This window comes from Mesorhizobium sp. M7A.F.Ca.MR.176.00.0.0 (genome assembly GCF_004023165.1).
Classification (GTDB): domain Bacteria; phylum Pseudomonadota; class Alphaproteobacteria; order Rhizobiales; family Rhizobiaceae; genus Mesorhizobium.
In genome coordinates, this window is record NZ_RZTC01000029.1 from 30,835 (window position 1) to 56,271 (window position 25,437).

Below are 25,437 nucleotides of genomic sequence, written 5' to 3' on the forward strand. Positions count from 1 at the left end.
CCTTCGACCAGGTCCACGGCTCAACCGTAATCAGCAGCGAACGTCCGCGTTGCAGCGCATAGGCGTCGGCAAGCGGCAGCGTCGACAGGTCGACGTCTTCCCAAGGCAGGAACAGCTCTTCGATGCTGGCACTCTTGTCGGCGCTGAAGTCGCCGTAGGGATCATAGGATCCGAACGCCGAGGCGGCGCTGCTCGTTTGGACGGGGTCCGTCGCGGCTACCGAGCCAGCGCCTCCTGCCGTGGGGAACGCGGCGCTTCCGCCCAATGCCAGCGCGATTGCGAGTGCTTTTACTGTGGAGTGTTTCATGTCGATCTCCCATGGCCCCAACCTCTTTCGGAAGTTAAGGCTTGCCCGTGCGCATCGATGCCTGATCGACACGACTACCCAAAAACCGATCGGCTCTATTTGGCAGAATCTGCGGGATTCGGAGCGACCCCATTGGCGGATGTGCGAACCTGGCACAGAGCCACCCAAAATTACCTCTCAAGCCCCTATACAGGGGGCGTTCGAGAGAAAGTTCGCCGCGATACTCACAAATTCGCGTCAAAATCCCGATATATCATCCCTGGCTAATTTAAGAGCCGGTCAGGGCCAAGAGTCAAGCACAATTAACGGTTGCTTAACCTTGACGACGGCAACATGGTTAACGGCTTTGGCCGGATCCCCTCCGACTGCCTCGACCCGTCGGTGAATTTCCAGCACCGAAGAGTTTACCGGCTCGCCGCCAGACTGACTGCTCGGTAGCGGCTATTCCTCCCCCGATACGCGTTAGGTTAACCAAATCTCAATAATCATGTTCAACAAACAATTAATTTAGTTGACGCTAAGAAAGCATTAGCTAATTCTAATCCTGGGATTTTGGGAGCTTCCAGCCACCTTGTCGGCGGAAGCCCAAAGTGGCGGGCGAGTAAGTGTATGAGTGCTTCCGTGCATGATGGCGTCGTCGGCCATAAGAGCAGACGGGCGCATCGATCTGAGGCGGCTCTGGCAGTCACTGCGCAGAAGGGACCCTTTCTGGTGCCCGTGCTGTCGGCCATTCAGCAATGGATCCTGAGACTGGCGCTGGCTTTCTGGTTCTGCACACTCGGGTTTTTCTGGATCTGGTGGCTGAAGCCGGAGCATGTCGAACATCTCGGGCCATACACGTTCGCAACACTCATCCTGGTATGGCTCACGCTCATGCCGTTGTACTTTCTCTTGAACGTGCATGCGTCGAAAAAACCGTCCAAGCTTCACACGATCCCGAAGCGTTCGCGGGTCGCGATGGTGGTCACCAAGGCCCCCTCCGAACCGTTTGCCGTCGTTGCGCGCACGCTCGAAGCGATGCTGGCACAGGATTACCCGCACGATACCTGGCTGGCCGACGAGGATCCCTCCGAAGAGACAGTTCGCTGGTGCGACGCTCACGGCGTGATGATTTCGACGCGGCGCGGCAGGCAAGACTATCACCGCACGACATGGCCACGCCGGACGCGCTGCAAGGAAGGCAATTTGGCGTTCTTCTACGACCACTATGGCTACGAGCGTTACGATTTCGTCGCCCAGATGGATGCGGACCATGTACCGACGCCAACCTATCTGAGGGAGATCCTGTTTCCCTTCGCCGATCCCTCGGTTGGCTATGTCTCGGCGCCGAGCATCTGCGACAACAACGCCGCCGAGAGTTGGGCGGCGCGCGGCAGGCTGTTTCCGGAAGGGATGTTTCACGGACCGCTGCAGTCCGGCCATACGGGCGGTGGAGCTCCGCTCTGCATCGGCTCGCATTATGCCGTGCGGACCAAGGCGCTGAAGCAGGCGGGCGGTCTCGGTCCTGAACTGGCGGAAGATCACTCCACCTCCATGTTGATCAACGCGGCCGGATGGCACGGCGTGCATGCGCTCGACGCCATCGCCCATGGCGATGGCCCGCAGACCTTCGCCGACCTCATCACCCAGGAATTCCAGTGGTCGCGCAGTCTGATGACGATCCTGCTCGAATATTCGCCGAGCTATCTCCCAAAGCTGTCGCCGCGGCTGAGATTCCAATTCCTCTTTTGCCAGCTCTGGTATCCGCTGTTCGCCGTCTTTGCGTTGCTGATGTACGTCATGCCGGTCTATGCGCTGTCTACCGGGCGCAACTTCGCCAATGTCATGTATCTCGACTTTTTGTTCTACTATCTGCCGAACGCGGTCGCGCTGGTTGGCCTGGTGATGCTGCTGAAGGCGTTCGGCCTCTCGCGCCCGATGACGGCCAAGACGATCAGCTGGGAAGGCACGCTGTTCCTCTTCTTCGCGCGTTGGCCTTGGGTGCTGGCCGGCACGCTGTCGTCGATCCGCGACTATCTGACCAAATCATTCGTCGATTTCCGCGTCACGCCCAAGGGCAGCGGCCCCAAGCACCTTCTGCCGGCTCGCGCCCTCACTCCCTATGTGGCGCTGGCCATCGGCGCGGCACTGCCTGTCCTGCTCGTTGAGCACCCCTTCGATGCCACCGGCTTCTACTGGTTCGCCGCCTTCAACGCCTTCCTCTACGGGCTGCTGGTTGTTGTGATTGTCGTAAGGCACGTCATCGAAAACAGGATTCCGTTGCGCGCCAATGCGGCGAAAGTCGCCTTTCAGGGGTCGCTTGCCGTGCTGGCGCTGATCGTGCCCGCCGCGGGCTTCTACGATCGCGGCATGGAAGGCGTCTACGGACTGCAGCAGGGCGCCGGTGGCCTGCGCATCGTGCGCATCGCCTATGTGGTTTCCGGCGCCGGCCAGGGCAACATCGGTGGCCGCAATTTCTACTTCGATCCAGGTTGGGAAACGCGGCGCTGAATGCTGGAGGCGTCCGCGTAGCGGGCCGGCACTCTGGACGGCTGCAGGCGCGAGCCCAAAAGATCAAACTTTAATTATATCCGATCGATTGCCGAAAGGCCGCGTTCATCGTGTCGTTTGCATGATCTTTAATAAGTTTCCCCTAATATACAATCCATGATGTGAGTGGCGATAGGCTGCTCGCGTGGCGCGGAAGCCAATAAAGCAAATAGATCTCCGCGCTGCAACGAATTATATTCGTGGTAGGGGACAATGATGAACAAAGTTAGGGAAAGAAGGGCAAGGATCGGCGCGAAATATGCTTGTGCATTTGCCGCCGTTGCATTGATCTCGATACTCTCAGGTTGCCAGAGCAAGGACGCGACCAAGACCAGCTCGATCGGCACAAAGTCCGTGGTGCATACGCTCGGCAAGAAGGTGCACGACGTCAAGAAGAAGCGGCTGCATCTGTTCAACCGCAAGCCGCTCACACAGACGACCATGGTGACGCGTACGAGGGAGGAGGCCTACGCGGCCTTCGTGCGGCCGCAGCGTGTCGGCAGGCCGGCGCCGGTGAAGGTCTCCTATCGTCTGGGCAATGGCGGCCCGTTCCTGGGCCGTTCGCCTTGGATTTGTGGCCCGAGCGGTTTCGGCCAGCGCGCCAGCTGCCGTTCGCGCTACTAGACCATCAGACCTAAAAGTGGCGGCGCGATTTGAATGAAGGATCCGCCGCTCTTGTCTTCGCCAGGGGGCGCGAGTCGAGGGCGAGAGGTTGGCGCAGACGTTGCGCCTTGCCTCTTGCCCTCAGGCCGCCATTCCTGGGATCAATGAACCCTGCCAGTCCGCCGTCGGCCTGAAACCAAAATCCCTCCCAGCAAGCTATCGATGAAGCCACTGCCCCGGTCAACGCTGGGGACGGAGAGCCTCGATGGCGTCCCGATCATGATGGCCGGCTCGGGCGGAGCCAGCCGTCATTGTCACTGGGCGCCGGCTGCGGCCGCGCGACATAGGCCGATGCTCCATTCGCTTCGTGATAGACCCGTGCCAGCATTTCAGCCAGCACGCCCGACGTCACCATCTGCACCCCGGCGATGAGCAGGAAGAAGCCGGTGAACAGCATCGGTCGCGTTCCAATGTCTTCGGCAAAAAGCAGCTTCAGGCAAAGCAGGTAGGCAAGGATCAGCGAACCCAGCGCGCCAAGCACGATGCCGATGCCGCCGAAGAAGTGCCCAGGCCGTGTGCGATAGCGCATGAAGAAGTACATGAACACCAGATCGAGCACGACCCTGAAGGTGCGCGAAATGCCATACTTGGATTGGCCATGGATGCGGGCGTGATGCGTCACCACTTCCTGCGCGATGCGTCTGGGGGTCGTCACCGTGGCCAGCCATGCAGGGATGAAGCGGTGCATCTCGCCATAGAGCTTGACGCTGCGGATGACGTTGCCGCGATAGACCTTGAGGCTGCAGCCATAGTCCTTAAGGCGCACCCCGGTGACGCGCGCGATCAGCGCGTTGGCGATGCGCGAGGGCAGCCTGCGCATGAAAAACCCTTCCTGGCGATCCTTGCGCCAGCCCACCACCAGGTCGAGATCCTCGCTCAACAGGCGGTAGACCATACGCGGAATGTCGTAGGGATCATTTTGCAGGTCGCCGTCGATCGTGGCGATGACGTCGCCGCGCGCTGCGTCGATACCGGCCTGCATCGCGGCGGTTTGCTTGTAGTTGCGCACCAGCTCGACCGCATGCACATGCGGGCCGTAATGCGCCGCCAGGCGCCTGATCTCGCTCACCGTCGCGTCGGTGCTGCCGTCATCGACCAGCACGACCTCCCACGGCTGGCCGTAGCGTTCCATCGCCTGGTGAATCCGCACCAGGAGCGGTTCGACGTTTTCGGCCTCGTTGTACATGGGCACGACGATGGACAGTGTATGGTCCGGCATCACCGCGCCGTCAGGCAGTCCCGAAGCAGGGATGGGCAATACGCTCATAGGGATGGCTTCCTTGCAGGGCCGACGGCCGGGTTCCCCGGCAGCGTCGATTTCGAGGGAAACAGCCAGGCGATCGCACCCGTGGCGATTGCCGAGCAGAAGATGAACAGATGCAATGCCAGCGCTGCCTGAAGGCCGCTCTTCATGGCAATGCCGGAGGTGAGCAGCGCCGCCGCTGCACCCGCTTCGTAGGTGCCGAAGCCGGCGACGCCTTGCACCGGTAGTATGGCGGCGCCTTCCGCCCCGACGACGCCTGGAAAGGCGGTCGAAAAGGATGTCCCGAGTAGCATTGCCAGCAACCATCCCTGTACGGTGAGCTTCAGCGACCAATTGGCGATCGTCCACCACCAGCCATAGCGCGATCGGCCGGTCGCCTCGGTGAAGACATCGCGCAGCCTGCCGAGTTTCGCCACGATCTTGCCGCGGCCTGCCCAGTCATGCGGCGCACGCGCCCAGCGCGGCAGACACCAGGCGGCAGCGATTACCGCGGCCACGCCCGCGATTCTTATCGCCGGATGCAGGCCCGGCCACACAGCCAGGGCCAGCACGCCGACGACGAAGGCGTCCTGCAGCCTGAACCACAGCAGCGAGGCGCTGGCACGCATGATCGGTATGCCGAAGACCTGGCGCAGGAGCAGGGGAAATGCCGTCTCGCCGCCGCGGAAGGGCACGACGTTGATCATCGCATTGTGGATCAGAATGACGCGCAGGCAGGCGCCGAAACGGCCATGCACCTCCTCGCGGAACTCGTCGCAGACGCGCAGCGCGCGCAGCACGTAGGTGACGAACAGCGCAAGCGCCACGGCCGCGAAAGCGCCGGGCGTGATGCTCGCGAAAGCATCGCCCACCATCTTCCAGCGCGAGTCGCTGGCGACCCACGCTAGTAGGGCCAGGGTCACGATTATTGAGATTGCTCTTTTCAACCAATTCTCCGCCGGTTTCCACCGCCGAGTTCAAATGGCAGCACCGCGTGGCGCCCGAGTATCCCTACCGCCATCCGGGATCGGTTCGCCTGGCCCACCGGCTTGCCGAGTTTCGGCAGGAGAACGCGGCCGCCGAACCGTCGGGACAATATCCTGTCCAAGGCCCACAGCCCCAGACTGTCGCGGTTCTATGGACGGCTGATCCTATAGACCAGCAAATCGTCCGAATCCACAAGCTTGGTTGCGGTCTTGTCGAGATAGTCGATGACCCCGTCATGATGCTCGAGGAACAGCCGGTCCTGCTTGTCGGCGGCGTTCTTGGCCGTGCCGAACAGGTCCGCGCCTTGCGCGCGCAATTCCTCGAGCTGCGCGATCGCGGTGGCATCGTCCGCTACGAATTTCGACCATTCGACATCGCCGCCGCCAGGCGGGAACACCCAGCCACGCGCTCTGCTGTAGTAGACGGCGACGGGATCGCCGACCTCGGGCGCAATGGCGACGACGAGGTCGCCCGGCTGCGCTAACCGCGCCAGTTCGTCGCCAAGCAGCTTGCCATTCATGGCGATCGGCGTCTTCATTGTCCTGACAAGGGGAAAAGTCGACCAGACCAGCGTGACGGCCGCGATGCAGATCGCGCGCAGCACGACCGCCGGGGACAGAACGGGTCCCGATGCAAGCGTTGCCAGGAGAAACGCGCCGCGGCCGCAGAACATCGCGAATGGCACATGGAAGATGTGGTAGTTCCAGGGATTGCTGGTGATCTCGCGCGCTGCCGCCAGATAGACGACCATGGCCGCAGCCAGCCAAACATAAGGGATGGCCGAAAGAGTGGGTTGCTTGGGGTCTTCGACGGGTCTGGGCGGCAGCCAGAAACCGATCGCGATCAGCACCATGAACGGATAGCCATAGAACCACCAGACCGAGGTGTTCCATACGGATTTGAAGTAGAAGCTGTTCCTGAAGAATGTCCAGAAACCGGAATCCCAGATATAGCCGCTGCCCGCGACATGAAACGGCGGATAGCTGCGGCCGAGATAAATGGCCCAGCTGAAATAGGCGCCGATGATGGCCAAGCTCAAAAGCCCCAACAGGAAGACCTTGGCCGCCTGCTTTCGCTTCTTCTCAAGAACCCAGGAAACCATGAGGTAGAAGATGACGGCGCCGGCGGCGAGGCCCGGCGGCTTTGCCAGCACGCCGAGCGAGAAGCTCGCCGTGGCAAGCGGCAGGAGCCAGCCGCTGCCTCCGGCCCAGTATTTCGCGAACAGCCAGACGCCGAGCGTCACCAGGGCCAGCATCGCGGGATCGGGAAGAAACGAGCTGTCGATCATGATCGCCGCCGGCATCAGCGCGTAGGCAAGTGCCGCGGCGTGAGCGTGGGTCTCGTCCCAGCATATGGCCGTTAGCCTGTGCAGCGAAAACACCGTCACAAGACCGAAGAAGGCCGCTACCATGCGGCCGAACCAGTCGTGCCAGCCGAAGAGTTGATAGAGCAGGGCGGTCAGATAGCTGACGATCTGGAACTCGCGGCCCTGATAACTTGGCCCGGGCCCGGTCCAGCTGACCTCCGGAAAGAAGATGTTCCAGCTGCGCTGCTGGAAATTGTCGGCCATCATTGCCGTGCTTACCTCGCGCCAGCTGAAGGCATCGACGAGTGGCAAGGTGATGTTGTGGAACCTGAACACGACCGCAATGAACAGGATGCCCAGCAATATCGCCATGTTGGGGCTCAGGGTGCTGCGAGCAGCCATCTCCCGGTCGCTTGACTGCAGGTATTGCTGACCTTCGGCCTGATTCAACTCCGGGTCGTCCGTCATTTGAAACCGCGTCCTCCCTGACGTCTACGGATGTTGCTTTTGAGCGCGATTGTCGGAGGTAGAGGAATATACGACGCAATTCTTAATTTTGACGATTGCGGCTGCGTGTGTCTCGAATAGTTGTTGTTAATCCGCTTGGCGAAGGTTGACATCACCGTTCTCGCGACTGTTAACTAGTTTCCTAGGCTGTCAGAGCGCTGATAGTGCTACCTTGGGCCAAACAGGCATGCGCACGCCAATTGTACCGACAGCTCTGACCAGATTGCCGCCGCTTTGCGTCGACCGTCGGCAACACAGACCCCGTCGGTTCGCAAGTTGCACGCAGCTTATGTTTCTCCTGGCCCTCTGCGGCCAGACGGCGCTTTCGGGAACAGCGCATGCGGCTGCCGCCAAAGACAGCGGACCTGCGCAAGCGGTTGTCGCCACCGTTCCGACTGCCTACGAGATGTCGCTTCTTTACGCCGATCGCACATGGGTGTGGAAAGACGGAGCAGCCTATTTCGCACAGGGCAATCGACGCCTTGAGGCCTGGACGTCCGGGCCGGACACGGCATCTTTCGCGGCGGGCAGATGGCTGGTCACCAGCAACGGTAAGATGTGCATGGAACTCGCCTGGCGGTCGAAGGGCTACACCGGCAAGCAAAAACGCACCTGCTACAGCCACCGGATTCAGGGCGGGAACATCGAGAAACGCGAGGATCCGGATGGGGAATGGTACAGTTTCAAGCGATCTCCCGAGGATACTTCCGACGAATACCGGAAATTCGAAGTGGGCAACCCGAAGGGCGCGCAGTTCGAAGAGACCCGCAAGCTGGTCGATTCCAAAAATTAGGTACGCAGCCGACCCATCCTGACGAGTTGAACAAAATCATTCAATCCCGCTTTCGAGAGCGGACTGCAATTGCAAGGCACCTGTCAGGGATCTGGCGAATCGCTTATGGTAGGACATCAAGCAGTTCGGCTGGCCCCGTCGGCGCGCCGGTCGCTGGTTGATGGCATCCAACTTTATCTGACAGAACGACGAGACGATGGGCCCTACCATACGGTTTTGATGAAATTTAATAATTAGTGATGTCTAATATTGACGTGTGATGTGCGAGTGGTCACTCATGCGGCGTGAGAGCGGCGAAGCATAGTATGTCGCGATGCGCCCTTGGCTTATACTTGATAGCAAGGGACACATGATGAAAAAATCAGCGATGGGTGCAGTCAACCCAAGCAAAAATATCGTATCTATTAGAAATATCGTGGCTATCGTTGCGGCCGCGGCGGTGATCTCTGTGGTTGCAGGCTGTCAGAGTATGGATGCGAACGAAACCAATTCGGTCCTCGTCAAGCCTGTGGTCCACGCCATCCGCAGCCAGCCCGCGGTCCAGCCCGTGCAGGCCGGATTTCTCGTGCGCTCGCTCCGGGCCGACCTTCCGATCCAGATGACAAGCACAACAGGAACTGAAAATGGCTACGCCTTTGCACCACCGCAACGGATCAGAGCCAGCACGCCGGCGCCGGTGAAAATCTCGTTCAATCCTGGCGATGGCGGCACGTTCTCCGGCGGCTCGCCTTATATCTGCAGCCCTAGCGGGTTTGGCCAGCGCGCGAGCTGTCGCCCCCGCTATCTCTGACCCGTCGAGCGGCGACCGACGTTGCCGCCCTGGCTGGCGGCAGTTTCATTGGCCTGGTCTTCAGTCCGAAAAAAGGAGCGGCTGTCCTGACAATCGTATCGACGTCTGAAAGTTCCGGCACAAAGCCAAGCTGTTCGCGTGCGGCTCCCGGATCGGCGTAGAGCTCCGCCGGATCTCCGGGGCGCCGGCTTCTGAACACTGCCGGGACCGGTCTTGACGTCATTCGGCCGACCGCCTTGACGATTTCCTTGATGGAGACGCCCCGCCCCGTGCCGAGATTGACCGCCAGGCTTTGCCCGCCACCCTCGAGATGCATGAGCGCTTTCAGGTGGGCGCGGGCCAGATCGGTGACGTGGATATAATCCCTTACACAAGTGCCGTCCGATGTGTCGTAGTCGGTGCCGAAAACCTCGATCGCGTCGATGATGCCCGATGCGGCCATGAGCACTCTGGGAACCAGGTGGGTTTCCGGCGAATGCCACTCACCAAGCTCGCCGTCGGGATCGGCGCCACAAGCGTTGAAGTAGCGCAGGATAGCAAATTTCATTCCATACGCGGATGCATAGTCGCCGATGATCTGTTCGCCCATCAGCTTGGAGCGCCCGTAAGGGCTGATCGGATTTTGCGAGGAGGTCTCGCGAACGGGTAACGCTTCCGGCACGCCGTACGTCGCACAGCTGCTGGAGAAGATGATGTTTTCGACCGAACAAGCGCGTGCGGCATCGAGCACCGCGATGGTGCCTGTCACATTGGTTGAATAATATTCGGCCGGCTCGCGAACGGACTCTCCGACATAGGCCAGCGCCGCAAAATGGATCACAGCCGTCGGCCGGTGCGTTTCCATCGCCCGCTTCAATGCATCCCGATCCCGGATATCGCCGACGACGAGCGGACCCCAGCCGACGGACCTCTCGTTGCCGCGGCTCAGATTGTCGAAAACCACCGGCATGTAGCCGGCTGAGGCCAACTGCTTGCAGGTGTGGCTGCCGATGAAGCCGGCTCCACCCGTCACCAGGACTGCCGGCCGGCTCATGAGGCGGCAGCTCCTCTGGCAATGCGGTTTCCGTAGAGCAGGGTGTCAAAATACTCGACGGTGCGCGCGAGCCCCTGGCTCAAGCTGATTTTCGGCTCCCAGCCGAGATTGGCCTTGGCAAAAGAGATGTCCGGCTTGCGCTGCCTGGGATCGTCGACCGGCAACGGCCGATGCACGATCTTCGATCGGGCGTTGGTGTAATCGACGACCAGCGTTGCCAGTTCCATGATGGTGAATTCAGCAGGGTTGCCGAGATTGACCGGGTGGGCGGGCGCGCTCGGCGCGTTCATCAGCCGGACAAACCCCTCGATCAGGTCGTCGGCATAGCAGAAGGAGCGCGTCTGCTGGCCGCTGCCATAGACGGTCAGGTCCTCGCCGCGCAGCGCCTGGACGATGAAGTTCGAAACCACGCGCCCATCGTCGGGCTGCATGCGGCGCCCGTAGGTGTTGAAAATGCGGGCGACACGGATATCGAGGCCATAGGTTCTCGAATAATCGAAGAACAGGGTTTCGGCCGAGCGCTTGCCTTCATCGTAGCAGGAACGCGGTCCGTGCGTGTTGACGTTGCCGAAGTAGCTCTCGGGCTGTGGATGCACGAAGGGATCGCCATAGACTTCGGACGTAGAGGCCTGGAATATCTTGGCCTTGTTCTGTCGCGCGAGTTCCAGAAGGTTCAGCGATCCAAGCACGCTTGTCTTGAAGGTGTGGATCGGGTCTGCCTGGTAGTGCGGCGGAGAGGCGGGGCAGGCGAGATTGTAGATCTCGTCGCACTGAAGATCCGAAGGCAGTGCATCGACGATGTCATGCTCGATGCAGGTGAAGCTCGGATTACGCAGAAGGGTATTGAGATTGTATCTTTTGCCGGTGTGGAAATTGTCCAGCGCGACAACGTCGTATCCGTCCCGCAAAAGACGTTCGCACAGATGCGATCCTAAAAAACCCGCTCCTCCGGCGACAAGGGCGCGTCGTCGGCTTTGGTTGGCGCCCCTTTGGCTGCCGGATTCCAGTTTCAGAACCTTGACAAGCTTACCCATGCTTTCCTCGCACGCACCGCACACGCTACCGCCGGGGCCGGGACAAAGCATCGCCCGGCCACGTTCCTTCAGAACGTGGCAAACCTCCGCGTCTGCGGAATCGCCATCACTGATGTGCGTTAATTGTTCTTTGGCTTTCGCGAAGCTGGTACGACTACACGACCTCCGTGCTGCCGCTCAGCATTCTCTGCGCCCCGAAAACGCGGTCACCCGCTCGGTGTCACCATCGCCGATTGCTCGCCCAAATTGCACATCCCAACATATCGAAAATATACCTGTGGAAATTATAGTCAACTAAATTAGTGATTTCTTAACCAAGTGCGCTCGCGGATGGTTAACGTGAGGGGGCGAGCGTCTCTCGGGCTGAAACACGGCGCATGCGGAAAATCCTCTTTACTAATCAGCATATTGGCTCGATCGACGACAATGTATGACCGGACGCGGAAGCTGTCCCTTGAGGTAGAATCGAAACTTGACAGCAAGGACGACCGAGAATGAGCCGACAGCGATGTCAGCGCAGCGCGCGAAATACTCGGCTTAATTTTTGAGCGCATAGGTAGAACCTTGAATTGTTGCGCGGCCAGGCCGCCAATCTGGTTGCGCTCGCGCCCGCACGGCCCACCTCCAGGTGGCTGCCCGCAACTGGCCATCGCCTTTTGGCCGTCGGGGCGCTATTGGCAAGGTCACGATACGCCATGGTGATCTGAATGCGCTTTCTGTTTGTCCTGATCCTGCTCGTCGGCGCCGGCATCGGTGTCGTCTATCCCTGGGCGATGAGCAACTTCTCCGGCCATGAGATCGGCACCTGGCGGGTCTATGAGCAGGGCCGCTTCAAGCCGCTGACGGTGCCGCTCTCCGGCCGCGATGCGCCGGTGCGGGTGCTGGTCGACCTGACCGCAAGAGCAGAGCGCATCGTTTCGCAGCAGCGCACCGTGCTGACGCTGACCGCCGCAAGCAATGGCCGCACGGTGCTCGCCTCGACGCTGCAGTTCAACCATTCCGACAATCCTCGCCAGGTCAGCCCGCAACTGCCCGACAAGATCTTTCGCGACGAGGCCGGCGTGATCGCGACCGTCAGCCCAGGCCCCTATACCTTCACCGTTGGACCGGGTGATGCCGACGACATACCGATGCGGGCGGTCGATCTCATCCTGCGCTCCGGCGCCGGCGAGATCGACAGCCGTGCACGGCCGGTCGGCTTCGCGCTGATGGCGATCGGCCTGATCGGATTCTTGCTAACTTTGCGCACTCGTGGCGGCCGGCCGGAAAATCCGAACTCGCAGCCGCCACCGCCGCGTTGGGGCAGGGGCTGATGCATGTCGCCCAAAGGTGTGCAGCGGTTTTGGGACAACGACATGCATAACGGCACAAAACAATGAACTACCGCCACGCCTACCATGCCGGGAATTTCGCTGACGTCGTCAAGCATGTCGTGCTGACGCGCTTGCTCGAGTATCTGAAGCAGAAGGATAAGGCGTTTCGGGTCGTCGACACCCATGCCGGCATCGGCCGCTACGACCTGTCGTCCGCCGAGGCGCAGAAGACGGGTGAGTGGCAAGGCGGCATCGGCAGGCTGATCGATGCCCCGTTCGCCGCTCCGGTGGCGGCGCTGCTCGCGCCTTATCTGGAGACTATACGGTCGCTCAACCCCGAGGGTGGCATCCAGAAGTACCCGGGCTCGCCGTTGATTGCGCGCCATCTCATGCGCAAGCAGGACAGGCTGACGGCGATCGAGCTGCACCCCAAGGATGCCGCGAGGCTGAGGACGTTCTTTGCCGGCGATTTCCAGGCCCGGATCATCGAGCTCGATGGCTGGCTGGCGCTCGGCGCGCATCTGCCGCCGAAGGAAAAGCGCGGCCTTGTCCTCATCGATCCGCCATTCGAGGAAGCGGGTGAGTTCGAACGCCTCGTCTACGGGCTGATAAGGGCGCACAAGCGGTGGCCCGGCGGCATCTACGCGCTCTGGTATCCGATCAAGGACCGCAAGGCGATCATCGCCTTCCGCAAGGCGCTGAAGCAATCCGGCATTCCGAAGCTGCTCGATATCGAGTTCGAGATCAGGCCGGCCTCTTCGGAACCCAGCCTCGACGGCAGCGGTCTGCTGGTGGTCAACCCGCCGTTCACGCTGGAGGGCGAGCTGCGGACGCTGCTGCCGGCCCTGCACAGGCTGCTTGCGGTGGGGCGGCCGGCGCACTGGTCGCTGGAATGGCTGGCCGGCGAGCAGGCTTGAGGCGGGCTCATCGACGACCCAGTGACCGTGCTCCTTTGGGTCTCGATATGAACGTGCCAGAGCCATTCCGGTGCGTGCAAATTCGGCTTTGGTCAAAAAGCGGTTTCAAACTGGGAAACCATTGTCAACGCAACCGCTTGACCGCCGCCGAGCGAATCCGCACAGTGCGCGCAATCGACCTTGAGAGGCTGCCATGACTCGCTTCGCCAAATCCGCCCTTGCCGCCCTGATTTCGCTCTGCACCCCGCTTGCCGCGCCTCTCGGTATCACCCAGACCGTGCAGGCCGCCGATCTTACGGTCTATTCCGACGAAGACAGCGGGGTCTGCGGTCAGCCCTGGGTACTGAACAAGATCACCAGCCGCTTTTCCTATCAGGTGCATCACGTGCCGCATCTGCCTGACGTGCAGATCACCGATTTCCGGCGCATCCACCAGCATCGCTATCTGGCGGCCAACGATACCTGGCCGATCGGTCGCCGTTATTGCGGCGCCACCGTCAGCCTGTCCGACGGCCGCGATCGCACCATCTGGTACCTGATCGAGGAAGGCCAGGGCTTTGCCTCGATCGGCGACAATGTCGAATTCTGTGTCTCGGGCTTCGACCGCTGGATGGTCTACAACGGCCGCTGCCGCATTCTGCGCTAGACCCGGTTTCCCCTTCCAATCTCTTTCGCGCCTGTGGCTTGATCGGCTGCAGGCGTTTTTTTCGCGCCGCGTTGACAGCAGGTCCGATCCGTCGCATGGATGTGAGACAGACCTGTCTCACTACTAGGTAATCTCCATGACGCCATCGTCCGCTTCCGGCAAGCGCCAGCACGTCGTTGACACGGCCTACGTGCTGTTCAAGCGCGCCGGCTTCCATGCCACCGGTATCGACCGGATCATCGCCGAAGCCGATGTGGCCAAGATGACGATGTATCGCCACTTTCCCAGCAAGGACGAACTGATCGTCGAGGTGCTCGACTATCGCGCTATGCGTTTCGACCGCCAACTCGACCGGCTCGCCCAGGAGGACGTTCCGCCGGAGCAGAAAATCGGAAAAATCTTCGACTGGCATGCACGCTGGTTCCGCAGCCCGGATTTCCATGGCTGTCTGTTCGCACATGCGCTGGCCGAGTTCGGCGATCCCGGGCATCCGATTTTCGAGGCCGTTGTCAGGCAGAAGAACGGCCTCAAGCGGCGCATGCAGTCTATCCTCGAAGAGATGATGCCGCACGGCCGCGCCGAGAGCGTGGCGGCGACGCTGCTTATGCTGATCGAAGGTGCGACCTTGCTGGCGCAGATGGGGCAGACCGAAGCCGCCATTCGCGACTCCCGCAAGGCGGCCATGGGCATCGTTGCCGCCTCGCGCCGGCCGCAATGAGCCCGCTGGTCATCGGGCTCGCATTGTTTGCGGCGATCCTGCACGCAAGCTGGAACGCGTTCCTGCGCACGGGGGCCGACCGGTTGTGGACCGTCACCGTCATGAGCTTTTCAAGCACGGCGCTCGCCATCCCCTTCGCCTTCTTCCACGACCTTCCGGCCGCGCCGGCCTGGTCCTATATCGTGCTCTCGGCCTGCCTGCAGGTTGGCTACACCTTGTTTCTCGTGGCCGCCTATAGATATGGCGAACTGGGGCAGGTCTATCCGATCGTTCGCGGCAGCGTGCCGCTGCTTGTCACGCTCGGCGGGTTCTTCCTGGCCAACCAGCAGCTCACTCTGCCGCAGACCGTCGGCGTCGCGCTGGTCGCGGGCGGCATCATGGGTCTTTCTCTTGGAAGGGGCAGGGCCGCCACGACATCGATATTCTATGCATTGGCAACGGGAGCGATCATCGCCGCCTATGCGACTGTCGATGCGCTCGGCGTTCGGGCGGCGGGAAATGCCGGCGCTTACACCGCATGGGTCCTGCTGATTTACGGCGCGTTGCTGCCGGCGGCCTTCGTCGCCTGCCGTGGCCGGCTCATTGTCGATCTGCGCGCGCCTGAAACCTGGAAGGCGCTGGGCGGAGGCCTGTTTGCACTTCTGGCCTACGGTGTCGTGGTCGCGGCCTTCGCGCTCGGACCAGCAGGTCCGATCACCGCGATCCGCGAAACCAGCGTCGTCTTCGCGGCCTTCATCGGACGCCTGTTCCTCGGCGAGATGCTGACGCCGCGGCGGGTCGGCGCCTGCGCTATCGTCGCGCTCGGCGCCATCTGCCTCGGCTATCAGCCGTGACGGAAATGCGGATCGCGAAGATTCTGGACGGCAGCCCGTCTCAGGACGGCGAGGGCTGCTGACGATTTTTGCCACCGGCATCGCGCTCAATCTTGGCAATCCGAAGATGCCGTTGTTCTACGTCGCGCTGTTGCCTAGCGGCGTCGGCGCATCGCTCAATGCTGCTCATCTTGGTGTGCTGATGATGGTGATCCTGGCTGTTGAAGCGGTGGTGATCGGCGTTCATGTCATCCTCGCCGGCCGCGCCCGCAGCCTGTTGCGTACGCCAGGGATCGTACGCCGGGTGACCGCGCGGCGGGCGGTGTGATGATCGGCGCCGGCGTTGCCGTTGTTGCCGCGCGCTGAGCGGATTGCCCAGTCGCCGCGTTATTTCCTGCGCGGCATCGCCTGATCGATGATCTTGCGCAGGAATGCGGCGTGGCCGCGGAATGCGCGCCGTCCGCTGGTCGTCGCCCTGACGCGCGTCTGCGGCCGGCGGCCGACGAACAGCTTTTCGATGTCGACATAACCGGCCCTGGCCAGCGTATCGAGATGCGCGCCGAGATTCCCGTCGGTGACGTCCACGATGGCCTTCAGCCCGGTGAAGTCCATCGTTTGGCGCCTTTCCAGCATGTTCAGCGCGGCCATGATCCTGAGCCGAGTGCTCTGGTGGATGATTTCGTCGGCACTCATCGATCGGCTCCGGTGCAGCCAAGCCGGAGGCCACCGACAACCATGCCGCCGCCGTGGCGGACCGTCTTGGCAATCTCGAACGGCGACAGCGCCATTTGCCCCTGTGCGATGGACATCGAAGTACTCCGGCATGCCGTGCAGAATACTCTGCCATATAGAGTAGTCTGTCAATTCACGAGAAACCGGGTCTGCGATCGCGCTTGACAAGGTGATGCATTGGCCGGCTGGCGCATTGCAGTATAGATCGTCCGCCTGCATGAGATGATCGCACCGCTGAGGTTGTGGTCATGATATTGGCGGACGAAGATCGACACGCAAAGCTGTTCGCTGATCTTCGGAGCTTCACGAGAAGAGCGCTCCCGCGGAGTGTGGAGAATGTCGGCGACACATTCTAGCCGATGGTCGAAGATCAGCAGTGAATTTCTGCGACGATCAGCACGATCATGTGCCGATCGTAACCGAAAGTTAAGTTGCGAAAATCAGTCTATTGCTTCGCTGGCTAGCAAGCCGCGAGTCAGATATGCATGAGCGCGCCGGGTCATTACGGCCGTCGGCACAACGGAAGGGGCATCGCATGGCTAAGCAGTCATCCAAAGCGCCGGCGTCGAAGGCACCGGCAAAGAAAGCACCCGCAAAAGCAGCGACGGCGAAGGTCGCAGCTGCAGTGAAGAAAGCAGCACCCGCTGCCAAGCCGAAGGCCGCGGCGGCCAAGGCAAAAGCAGCACCGGCCAAGAAGCCGGCAGCGAAAGCTGCTGCGAAACCGGCAGTGAAGAAAGCAGCACCCGCCAAGGCAGCGGCAAAGCCGGCGGCGAAGGCGGCACCAGCCAAGAAGCCTGCAGCGAAGGCCGCCGCGAAACCCGCAGCGAAGAAGGCAGCGCCTGCAAAGAAACCGGCTGCCAAGGCTGCACCTGCCAAGGCTGCACCGGCCAAGAAGCCGGCTGCGAAGGCTGCACCGGCAAAGAAGGCAGCGGCAGCGAAATCTTCAGCGCCGGTGAAGAAAGCGGCACCTGCGGCCAAGCCGAAGGCAGCACCCGCGAAGGCCGGCAAGAAGTAGTCGCGTCTTCCCTCGCCGGGGGCGGTGCCGAAACAGTCAAGAGGCGGGTGCCTGACAGGCGCCCCGCTCGTTGTTTGGCAGTCGGAAGGCGAGAACAGAGGCGGACGGAGGATATCTTTTCGCAGCTCCCAGGACTTCGCCATAGGGCGGAGTCCGGTGGGGCTTTTTTTGTGTCATTCATGCGCTTGATGAAATGTCGGCGCGAGGCTCTTCGGTCTTGGCTGTCGGCTGAGTGATCCCTGCGATTCGACTATGTGATGAAGCACCGTCTTCATGGAGCGCTCGCCAAACGGCCCCGGCCGATGAGTCGCTGGCGGTCGGGTTTTCCGCTTCTGGCCATTGCTCGATCGCGCCTGATCGGTCAACACTGCCGGCCTGCAAAACAGGAAACCGATCATGCCCAGACTGCTCTATGCGTCCACCTCTCCCTACAGTTCCAAAGTGCGCATGGCAGCAGCCTATGCCGGCATCGACATCGAAACGGTGGCGGTCAAAACCGAGGACAAACCGGCCGAACTGGTCGACGCCAACCCGCTCGGCAAGATCCCGGTTCTGGTGCTCGACGACGGTCGCTCCATCCACGACAGTCGCGCCATCACCCAGCACCTCAACCGTTTGTCGAAGAACGCGCTTTTTCCACGCAATCCCGACAAGCGGCTCGAGGCGGAAGTGCTGGAGGCATTGGCCGACGGCATTTGCGACTGCGCGCTGTCGATGGTTTATGAAAGGCGCACGCGGCCTGAGGAGATGGTCTATCAGCCTTGGCTCGATCGCCAGTGGGCGAAGATCACGGCGGCACTCGACCTGCTGAATGCCAACCCGCCGAAGCTGCCGAAGAAGATTACCGCCGGCCAGATGGCGCTGCGCGCCTGCCTTGGCTATCTCTCGCTGCGCTTTGCCGGAAAATGGGAGAAGGGTCGCGCCCGGCTGACGCGATGGGCGGCACGCTTCGACGAGAAGTTTCCAGAACTGAAGCCCTGCATTCCTGGTTGATAGCCGATTGCCCGGAATTGATTTCCCGGGTTATCGGGCGATCACCCCCCGGGAAAATCACTCAGACACAAAAAAAGCCGGGCGCGAGGCCCGGCTTTTTCGTGTCGTGGCTTGAACGACTTAGAACTTCATACCGACGCCGAAGGTGACGCGGTTGTCGGTGGCCTTGACCTTGCCGATGCCGTCGAAGCTCTTGCTGCCGAAGTCGGTGTAACGATACTCGACGCGGCCGAAGACATTGTCGGTCAGCTTGATGTCGGTGCCGAGACCGGCGGTCCAGCCGAGCATCGTGGCGCGGTCCGAACCATACAGGTCGTCTTCGACCTTCAGGCTTCTTCCGGCGAGACCGCCGGTGCCATAGAGCAGGATTTCCGGGGTCACGGCGTAGCCAAGACGGGCACGAAGCGAGCCTTCGAACCCTGCCTTGGAATTGACGCCATTCTCGTCGCCCTTGACGCCGTTGTAGCCGAGTTCGGCTTCAGCGCCGTAGACGAAGTTCTCCTGCTGCCACTGGTAGCCGCCGAAGACGCTGCCGACGAAACCCTTGGTGCCGACGTCAACATTGTCAACACCCAGATCCTTTTCCTTGGTATGGCCGCTGAAGCCATAGCCGACGTTGAGACCGGCGTAGGGGCCGGCCCACGAAGCGACCGGAAGTTCAGCGATCGGCGCAGGTGCCGGCGGCTCTTCCGAAACCACGTCAGCAGCATAGGCAGTTCCGCTGAGGGCGAAGAGCCCAAGCGCAACGGCCAGCGGCCGTGCGAATTTGAGATTGGCTTGCATTGTTCTTTACTCCTTAAGCCACAGGACACAGGCTTGTTTCTCACGATCGCCATCTACCCGTCCGGGGGGTGAAACGGATCTGGCGTTCGTCGGTTCCAAATGTCGTGTCAAAATGCGGCTGAAGCGAACCTGAACTTGGGTCATTCCCCGGCACGAATGAGGCAGAACCTTGACGTTGCATCTTCGCAACAGCGAAATGGCAGGAACCATCCCATGCTGCGCTGCACACCGCTTGGTGCAAGGACTCCAGCACCCTATATTGCGGTCGTGCGCGCCCGAGTCCAGGGCGGGCCGGGATGTTCAAACGGCCGTTTCGCCACAATGCTGCCCAAGGTGCGAACACCATTTAACGCATGCCGGGCCATATTTCGCCGGCACCGCTTTTTCGGGCCGAAATTGAGGATTGACACCATATGAGCAAAGCCACTGTCACGGCGCTGGTGACGGGCGGGGCCAGGCGGATCGGCAGGGCGATCGTCGAGGATCTCGCCGCGCACGGTTTTGCCGTCGCCATCCATTGCAACCGCTCGCGCATCGAGGCCGATGCGTTGGCTGCCAAAATCATCGCCGGAGGTGGCCGCGCCGCCGTGGTCGCCGCCGACCTGACCGATATGGACGCCGTCGACGATCTTGTCGGCCAGGTGCAAGCAGCGCTCGGGCCGATCCCGCTGCTGGTCAACAATGCGTCGCTGTTCGAGGACGATTCGGTTCTGGATTTCGACTGGCGGGCCTGGGACCGGCACTTTGCCGTCCATGTGAAAGCGCCCGCGCTGCTGGCGCAGAATTTCGCCCGGGCGTTGCCGGCAGGGCAGGAGGGCCTGATCGTCAACATGATCGACCAGCGCGTCTGGCGTCCGACGCCGCGCTACTTCTCCTATGCGCTGTCCAAGTCGACGCTGTGGACGGCCACCCAGATGATGGCGCAAGCGCTCGGCCCCAGCATCCGCGTCAATGCCATCGGCCCGGGGCCGACACTGAAGAACGCGCGTCAGGACGACAGCGATTTTGCCGCACAGGTGGATGGCTTGGTCCTCAAGCGCGGCCCGGAATTGCCGGAATTCGGCGCCACAATCCGCTATCTCTGGGAAGCGCGCTCGGTCACCGGCCAGATGATCGCGCTTGATGGCGGCCAGCATCTTGCATGGCAGACGCCCGATGTGACAGGCATGACGGAATGAGTCCTGTAGACCACAAAAGCAAGCCGCGCGGCGGCGCCGACGATCTGCCCCCCGATATCGACCTCGAGGACGAGGCGGTCGAGGAGATCGTTGAAACCGTCGGTCCCGATGTCGCCTTCACCGCCATCGACTGGACGCCGCATGCCGGCGACGCGGAAGGCATGATCGGCGCCGAGGTGATCCAGACGCTGGTCAAGCGGCTTCCCAACGCGCCCGGCGTCTACCGCATGATGAACGCTGCCGGCGATGTGCTCTATGTCGGCAAGGCGCGCAGCCTGAAGAAGCGCGTCACCAACTACGCGCAAGGCCGCTTCCACACCACCCGCATCGGCCGCATGGTGCGTGAGACGTCGACGATGGAGTTCGTCGTCACCCGCACCGAGATCGAAGCGCTGCTGCTTGAAGCCAATCTTATCAAGCGCTTGCGGCCGCGATTCAACGTCCTGATGCGCGACGACAAGTCGTTTCCCTACATTCTCTTGACCGGCGACCATGTCTCGCCGGGCATCTACAAGCATCGCGGCGCGCGCTCGCGCAAAGGCGATTATTTCGGCCCGTTTGCCTCGGCCGGTGCCGTTGGCCGTACCATCAACTCCCTGCAGCGCGCCTTCCTGCTCAGGAGTTGCACCAACTCGTTCTACGAGAACCGCACGCGGCCATGCCTGCTTTATCAGATCAAGCGCTGCGCTGGTCCCTGCACCGGCGAAGTCTCGCATCAGGACTATGCCGACCTGGTCGGCGAGGCGAAGGACTTCTTGTCCGGCCGCAGCCAGAAGGTGAAGACGGAAATCTCGGCCGCCATGCAGCAGGCGTCGGAATCTCTCGATTTCGAGCGCGCCGCGATCTATCGCGACCGGTTGGCGGCCCTGTCGCATGTGCAGAGCCACCAGGGCATCAATCCGGCGACCGTCGACGAAGCCGATGTCTTCGCCATCCATCAGGAAGGCGGCCAGGTCTGCATCCAGGTGTTCTTCTTCCGCACCGGCCAGAACTGGGGCAACCGCGCCTATTTCCCCAAGGCCGATCCGGCGTTGGAAGCAGCCGAGGTGTTGGGTTCGTTCCTGGCGCAGTTCTATGACGACAAGCCGACGCCGCGGAACATTCTTCTGTCGCATGGCGTCGAGGATCAGGAACTGCTGGCCGAGGCGCTCTCCACCCGAACTGGCCGCAAGGTCGCGATCTCCGTGCCGCAGCGCGGCGAGAAGAAGGACCTGACCGACAACGCTTTGCAGAATGCCCGCGAAGCGCTCGGACGCCGGCTGGCTGAAACCTCCACCCAGGGACGCCTGCTTGCCGGTTTCGCCGAGACATTCGGCCTGGCCAAGCCGCCGGTGCGCATCGAGGTTTACGACAACTCACACATCATGGGCACCAACGCGGTCGGCGCCATGGTCGTCGCCGGACCGGAAGGGTTCGTGAAGAACCAGTACCGGAAATTCAACATCCGCTCGACCGAGATCACACCTGGCGACGATTTCGGCATGATGCGCGAGGTGATGGAGCGACGTTTTTCGCGGCTGCTGAAGGAGCATGGCGATGTCCCGGCTGGGGATGCGGCTGATGGTTCGGCGGACGATATGGAGGACGATATCTCCGGCAGCTTCCCGGCCTGGCCCGATGTCATCCTGATCGACGGTGGCCAGGGCCAGATGACCGCGGTGCGCAAGATCCTCGCCGATCTCGGCATCGAGGACCGGGTGGTGGCCATCGGCATCGCCAAGGGCCAGGACCGCGATGCCGGCCGTGAGCGTTTCTTCGTCAAAGGCAGGGACTCGTTTTCGCTGCCGGTTCGCGATCCCGTGCTCTATTTCGTCCAGCGCCTGCGCGACGAGGTCCACCGTTTCGCCATCGGTTCGCATCGGGCGCGCCGCAAGAAGGAGATGGTCAAGAGTCCGCTCGACGAGATCAGCGGCATCGGTCCCGGCCGCAAGCGGGCATTGCTGCTGGCATTCGGCACCGCCAAGGCGGTCAGCCGCGCGGCCATCGAGGATCTGCGGAAAGTCGACGGAATTTCCGAACAGGTGGCGAAACTGGTCTACAATCATTTCCACGAGAGTTGAAAAATCCGGCACTTTCATCTGGCCTGTCGAATCTGGCCTGTTGACCCCCTACATTCGCATCTGATTTGAGTAGGCAGGCAGAAAGAGTTTCCCAGACATGGCCAAGCGCGCGTTCAACCTGCCCAATATGCTCACCTACGCCCGCATCGTCGCGGTGCCGCTGGTGGTGCTGTGCTTTTTTCTCGAAGGACATCTGAAGTCGAGCGACTTTGCCCGCTGGTCGGCGCTGATCATCTTCCTGCTCGCCTCGATCACCGATTATCTGGACGGCTATCTGGCACGCGCCTGGCAGCAGACCTCCAACATCGGCAAGATGCTCGACCCGATCGCCGACAAGCTGCTGGTCGCCACATGCCTGCTGCTGCTGGCCGCCGATACCGATCGCCATGCGGGCATTGCCGGCTGGTCGTTGTGGGCGGCGATCATCATCCTGTGCCGTGAAATCCTGGTTTCGGGCCTGCGCGAGTATCTGGCGGCGCTGAAAGTCTCGGTGCCGGTGACGCAGTTGGCAAAATGGAAGACCGCCATCCAGATGGTCGCCATAGCGTTCCTCTTGGCCGGACCGGCCGGCGACAAGATCTTTCCGCTGACCACCCAGACCGGGCTGGTGCTGCTGTGGATCGCGGCGCTGGTGACACTCTATACGGGCTACGACTATTTCCGCGCCGGCCTCAAGCACATCATGGACGAGTGAGATGACGACACGGCTCATCTATTTTGCCTGGGTGCGCGAACGCATCGGCATGGCTGAGGAGGATGTCGACCTGCCTGCGGGCATCGAGACGGTGACCGATCTCCTGCGCTGGCTGAAATCGCGCGGCGATGGCTACGAGCACGCTCTGCAATATCCCGACGTGATCCGCGTCGCCATCAACCAGGAACATGTCGAGCACCGCGAGAAGATCGCGGGCGCCCGCGAAATCGCGCTGTTCCCGCCGATGACCGGGGGCTGACATGAGCGGCGCGGTCTTGCCTGTCGTGCGCATTCAGCGCCAGGATTTTGACGTCGCCGCCGAGATCGCCAGACTGACGCAAGGCCGCGCCGATATCGGCGCCGTGGTGACCTTCTCCGGCCTTTGCCGCGACGAGCAGGGCGCGCTGTCGGCGCTTGAGCTCGAACATTATCCCGGCATGGCGGAGGCCGAGATCACCCGCATCGCCACTGAAGCGGTTCAGCGCTGGCCGCTGCAGGGCCTCACCGCCATCCACCGCCACGGCAAGATCGCGCCCGGCGAGAACATCGTGCTGGTGGTGGCAGCCTCGGCGCATCGCCATGCGGCGTTCGAGGCGGCGAATTTTCTGATGGACTATCTCAAATCGCGCGCGCCTTTCTGGAAGAAGGAGCATCGGGCTGACGGCTCGGAGGGTGGCTGGGTCGAGGCCAAGGAAGCCGATGCAAGGGCAGCGCAACGCTGGAAACCGTAAGATCCGCCGCAGCCATGCATTGACCGCAATCCTTTGGCCAATTGGCGGGATTGGTAAGCCCGGGCATTGGCAACCCTGGGCATTGGCAGCCCGGGGCATTGGCAGCCCGGGGTGAGGGAGATGGTCATGCTGGACAGGATCGCGGAGTTCTTGATCTTCGGTTTCGTGCCTCTGGTCGTCGGCATATTGGCCGTTCCGGAGCAGTCTGTTGCCGCCGAAAGGGCCGTGAGTGCCGCCGAAAGGGCCGTGAGAGGCGAGGTGATCTATCGCGAGCGCATTGCCTTGCCGCCCAGTGCCGTGCTCTCCGTCCAGCTGGCGGACGTGTCGCTGGCCGACGCGCCGGCCACCATCATCGGTGAGCAGCAAGTAAAGCCGGCAGGCCAGGTGCCGATCAGCTTCGAGATCAAATTCGACCCTTCGGTCATCCGGTCGCAGATGACTTACGCGTTGCAAGCCCGCATCACCGTCGACGACAAGCTGCTGTTCATCTCCGATATGCGCCATCAGGTCGATCCGTTGGCCGACGTGCCGCAGACCATCATGCTGAAGATGGTCACCCCGAGTGCCGAGCCGACGGCTTCCGTCTTCGACCAGCTCTGGCTGGTCGACTATATCGACGGCATCGGCGCTATTGCTGCCCCGCAAGCGACGTTCAGGGTCAGCGGGGCCGGCAAGGCGGGCGGCAGCGGCCCCTGCAACACCTACTTCGCCACCGCCAAACTCGATGGGCAAACGATCGCGATCAGGGACATCGGCTCGACCTACAAGGCCTGTGCGCCCGAGGTGATGGCCGAGGAAAAGGCGCTGTTCGATGCGTTGGCCAAGGCGGCGTCATACCGTGTCGATGCCGGAAAGCTCATCATATCAGACAAGGATGGCCGCGAGATCCTGCGCTTCAGCGCGGCGAGCTGACCCCGACGAAAAAGGCCGGCGAAACGCCGGCCTTTTCACGTAATCCAAGGTCTGGACTATCGCTCAGCCGACGATCTCGGTGTCCGAGAACCAGTACTTGATTTCTTCTGCCGCAGTCTCCGGCGCGTCGGAGCCGTGCACCGAGTTTTCGCCGATCGACAGCGCGTGAACCTTGCGGATGGTGCCTTCGGCGGCGTTGGCCGGGTTGGTGGCGCCCATCACTTCGCGGTTCCTGGCAATGGCGTTCTCGCCTTCCAGCACCTGGACGACGGTCGGTGCCGACGACATGAATTCAACCAGTTCGCCGAAGAAGGGGCGGTCCTTGTGGACGGCATAGAAGCCTTCCGCTTCGCGGCGGCTCATCCAGACCCGGCGCGAGGCGATGACGCGCAGGCCTGCCTCTTCCAGCATCCTGGTGATGGCACCAGTGAGATTGCGCCGGGTTGCGTCCGGCTTGATCATGGAAAATGTGCGTTCGAGCGCCATGGGTCGTCCTTGTCTGAGAATGGAATTGAGAGTGGCGGGCTCTATACAAGCCGCCCGGCCCATTGCCAAGGGGTGAGGCCAAAGGGGTGAGGCCAAAGGGGTGAGGGATGGTCCGCGAAGCGGACGGAAAGCCAATTGCTTGGCTCCGAGCGACGAACGGTGAAAGCCCGGTCCGCCTTCGGGCGGATTGAAAGGTCCAGTGGACCTTTCAAAGGGTTTGAACGCCCGAAGGGCAGGGAGCGATAGCGAAGGGCA

25 protein-coding genes and 2 pseudogenes are annotated in these 25,437 nt (G+C 61.7%); 18 read left to right on the forward strand and 9 right to left on the reverse strand.

Annotated features, from left to right (window positions below):
- Positions 1-307 (reverse strand): annotated as a pseudogene (locus EOB59_RS36210) (beta-mannosidase); the annotation flags it as partial.
- A 609-nt stretch (positions 308-916) separates the two neighbouring features.
- Here EOB59_RS36210 and EOB59_RS12410 point away from each other — a divergent pair.
- Both EOB59_RS12410 and EOB59_RS12415 read left to right on the forward strand, forming a co-directional pair.
- Positions 917-2,797, forward strand: coding sequence for a cellulose synthase catalytic subunit (locus EOB59_RS12410; RefSeq protein WP_127810848.1), 1,881 nt, complete (start codon positions 917-919; stop codon positions 2,795-2,797).
- Between the two features lie 255 nt (positions 2,798-3,052).
- Positions 3,053-3,460, forward strand: a complete 408-nt coding sequence (locus EOB59_RS12415) for a hypothetical protein (RefSeq protein ID WP_127399002.1) — start codon at positions 3,053-3,055, stop codon at positions 3,458-3,460.
- A 256-nt stretch (positions 3,461-3,716) separates the two neighbouring features.
- Here EOB59_RS12415 and EOB59_RS12420 read toward each other — a convergent pair whose 3' ends face one another.
- The 3 genes from EOB59_RS12420 to EOB59_RS12430 form a co-directional block, all read right to left on the reverse strand.
- The gene (locus EOB59_RS12420; protein ID WP_245481908.1) at positions 3,717-4,718 is read right to left on the reverse strand and encodes a glycosyltransferase family 2 protein; all 1,002 of its coding nucleotides are present in this window, start codon (positions 4,716-4,718) and stop codon (positions 3,717-3,719) included.
- A gap of 44 nt (positions 4,719-4,762) precedes the next feature.
- Positions 4,763-5,689, reverse strand: coding sequence for a lysylphosphatidylglycerol synthase domain-containing protein (locus tag EOB59_RS12425; RefSeq protein ID WP_127810846.1), 927 nt, complete (start codon positions 5,687-5,689; stop codon positions 4,763-4,765).
- Between the two features lie 188 nt (positions 5,690-5,877).
- Entirely contained in the window at positions 5,878-7,503 is a 1,626-nt protein-coding gene (locus EOB59_RS12430) for a glycosyltransferase family 39 protein (RefSeq protein WP_127810845.1), read from the reverse strand.
- Positions 7,504-7,831: 328 nt separating this feature from the next.
- Here EOB59_RS12430 and EOB59_RS12435 point away from each other — a divergent pair, with 328 nt between their 5' ends.
- Together EOB59_RS12435 and EOB59_RS12440 are read left to right on the forward strand one after the other, a co-directional pair.
- A complete protein-coding gene (locus tag EOB59_RS12435) occupies positions 7,832-8,335 on the forward strand; it encodes a DUF995 domain-containing protein (RefSeq protein WP_127397615.1) in 504 nt (167 codons plus the stop codon).
- Positions 8,336-8,684: 349 nt separating this feature from the next.
- Positions 8,685-9,125, forward strand: a complete 441-nt coding sequence (locus tag EOB59_RS12440) for a hypothetical protein (protein ID WP_348639511.1) — start codon at positions 8,685-8,687, stop codon at positions 9,123-9,125.
- Here EOB59_RS12440 and galE read toward each other — a convergent pair.
- Both galE and EOB59_RS12450 read right to left on the reverse strand, forming a co-directional pair.
- The gene (gene galE / locus EOB59_RS12445; protein ID WP_127397616.1) at positions 9,079-10,158 is read right to left on the reverse strand and encodes a UDP-glucose 4-epimerase GalE; all 1,080 of its coding nucleotides are present in this window, start codon (positions 10,156-10,158) and stop codon (positions 9,079-9,081) included. The genes EOB59_RS12440 and galE overlap by 47 nt on opposite strands.
- A complete protein-coding gene (locus EOB59_RS12450; RefSeq protein ID WP_128288452.1) occupies positions 10,155-11,192 on the reverse strand; it encodes a UDP-glucuronic acid decarboxylase family protein in 1,038 nt (345 codons plus the stop codon). The genes galE and EOB59_RS12450 overlap by 4 nt, the downstream gene beginning before the upstream one ends.
- 707 nt (positions 11,193-11,899) lie before the next feature.
- Between EOB59_RS12450 and EOB59_RS12455 the strand changes: the two genes are divergently transcribed.
- The 6 genes and pseudogenes from EOB59_RS12455 to EOB59_RS12480 all read left to right on the forward strand — a co-directional run.
- Positions 11,900-12,505, forward strand: a complete 606-nt coding sequence (locus EOB59_RS12455; protein WP_127810843.1) for a hypothetical protein — start codon at positions 11,900-11,902, stop codon at positions 12,503-12,505.
- A gap of 62 nt (positions 12,506-12,567) precedes the next feature.
- Positions 12,568-13,422, forward strand: a complete 855-nt coding sequence (locus EOB59_RS12460; RefSeq protein ID WP_128288453.1) for a 23S rRNA (adenine(2030)-N(6))-methyltransferase RlmJ — start codon at positions 12,568-12,570, stop codon at positions 13,420-13,422.
- A 193-nt stretch (positions 13,423-13,615) separates the two neighbouring features.
- Complete coding sequence (locus EOB59_RS12465; protein ID WP_023813788.1) at positions 13,616-14,068, forward strand: hypothetical protein; 453 nt, start codon at positions 13,616-13,618, stop codon at positions 14,066-14,068.
- Between the two features lie 136 nt (positions 14,069-14,204).
- The gene (locus EOB59_RS12470; RefSeq protein WP_128288454.1) at positions 14,205-14,786 is read left to right on the forward strand and encodes a TetR/AcrR family transcriptional regulator; all 582 of its coding nucleotides are present in this window, start codon (positions 14,205-14,207) and stop codon (positions 14,784-14,786) included.
- Positions 14,783-15,619 carry a DMT family transporter gene (locus EOB59_RS12475; RefSeq protein ID WP_128288455.1) on the forward strand — a complete coding sequence of 279 codons (837 nt, stop codon included), beginning with the start codon at positions 14,783-14,785 and terminating at the stop codon, positions 15,617-15,619. Before EOB59_RS12470 ends, EOB59_RS12475 begins: the two co-directional genes overlap by 4 nt.
- Before the next feature lie 31 nt (positions 15,620-15,650).
- A pseudogene (locus EOB59_RS12480) lies at positions 15,651-15,964 on the forward strand (LysE family transporter); the annotation flags it as partial.
- A gap of 21 nt (positions 15,965-15,985) precedes the next feature.
- Here the strand turns inward: EOB59_RS12480 and EOB59_RS12485 are convergent.
- Positions 15,986-16,291, reverse strand: a complete 306-nt coding sequence (locus EOB59_RS12485; RefSeq protein ID WP_128288456.1) for a transcriptional regulator — start codon at positions 16,289-16,291, stop codon at positions 15,986-15,988.
- Positions 16,292-16,865: 574 nt separating this feature from the next.
- Here EOB59_RS12485 and EOB59_RS12495 point away from each other — a divergent pair.
- Complete coding sequence (locus EOB59_RS12495; protein ID WP_081734982.1) at positions 16,866-17,345, forward strand: histone; 480 nt, start codon at positions 16,866-16,868, stop codon at positions 17,343-17,345.
- Positions 17,346-17,741: 396 nt separating this feature from the next.
- Complete coding sequence (locus EOB59_RS12500; protein ID WP_031213750.1) at positions 17,742-18,338, forward strand: glutathione S-transferase family protein; 597 nt, start codon at positions 17,742-17,744, stop codon at positions 18,336-18,338.
- A gap of 120 nt (positions 18,339-18,458) precedes the next feature.
- Here the strand turns inward: EOB59_RS12500 and EOB59_RS12505 are convergent, their stop codons facing one another.
- Entirely contained in the window at positions 18,459-19,121 is a 663-nt protein-coding gene (locus EOB59_RS12505) for an outer membrane protein (protein ID WP_027037944.1), read from the reverse strand.
- Between the two features lie 413 nt (positions 19,122-19,534).
- On the opposite strand from EOB59_RS12505, the gene EOB59_RS12510 reads away from it, so the two are divergent.
- From EOB59_RS12510 to EOB59_RS12535, 6 genes are all read left to right on the forward strand, one after another.
- On the forward strand, positions 19,535-20,299 hold the full coding sequence (locus EOB59_RS12510; RefSeq protein ID WP_128288457.1) for an SDR family oxidoreductase: 765 nt from the start codon (positions 19,535-19,537) through the stop codon (positions 20,297-20,299).
- Positions 20,296-22,359: an excinuclease ABC subunit UvrC gene (gene uvrC, locus EOB59_RS12515; protein WP_128288458.1), complete on the forward strand. Its 2,064-nt coding sequence runs from the start codon at positions 20,296-20,298 to the stop codon at positions 22,357-22,359. The genes EOB59_RS12510 and uvrC overlap by 4 nt, the downstream gene beginning before the upstream one ends.
- Positions 22,360-22,456: 97 nt before the next feature.
- Positions 22,457-23,053: a CDP-diacylglycerol--glycerol-3-phosphate 3-phosphatidyltransferase gene (gene pgsA, locus EOB59_RS12520; protein WP_023673449.1), complete on the forward strand. Its 597-nt coding sequence runs from the start codon at positions 22,457-22,459 to the stop codon at positions 23,051-23,053.
- A 1-nt stretch (position 23,054) separates the two neighbouring features.
- Positions 23,055-23,312, forward strand: a complete 258-nt coding sequence (gene moaD / locus EOB59_RS12525; RefSeq protein ID WP_127267618.1) for a molybdopterin converting factor subunit 1 — start codon at positions 23,055-23,057, stop codon at positions 23,310-23,312.
- Position 23,313: 1 nt separating this feature from the next.
- Entirely contained in the window at positions 23,314-23,784 is a 471-nt protein-coding gene (locus EOB59_RS12530) for a molybdenum cofactor biosynthesis protein MoaE (protein WP_128288459.1), read from the forward strand.
- Between the two features lie 126 nt (positions 23,785-23,910).
- Positions 23,911-24,696, forward strand: coding sequence for a YbaY family lipoprotein (locus EOB59_RS12535; protein WP_128288460.1), 786 nt, complete (start codon positions 23,911-23,913; stop codon positions 24,694-24,696).
- Between the two features lie 63 nt (positions 24,697-24,759).
- On the opposite strand, the gene ndk is transcribed toward EOB59_RS12535, so the two are convergent.
- Positions 24,760-25,182: a nucleoside-diphosphate kinase gene (gene ndk, locus EOB59_RS12540; protein ID WP_013532476.1), complete on the reverse strand. Its 423-nt coding sequence runs from the start codon at positions 25,180-25,182 to the stop codon at positions 24,760-24,762.
- Positions 25,183-25,437: the final 255 nt, after the last annotated feature.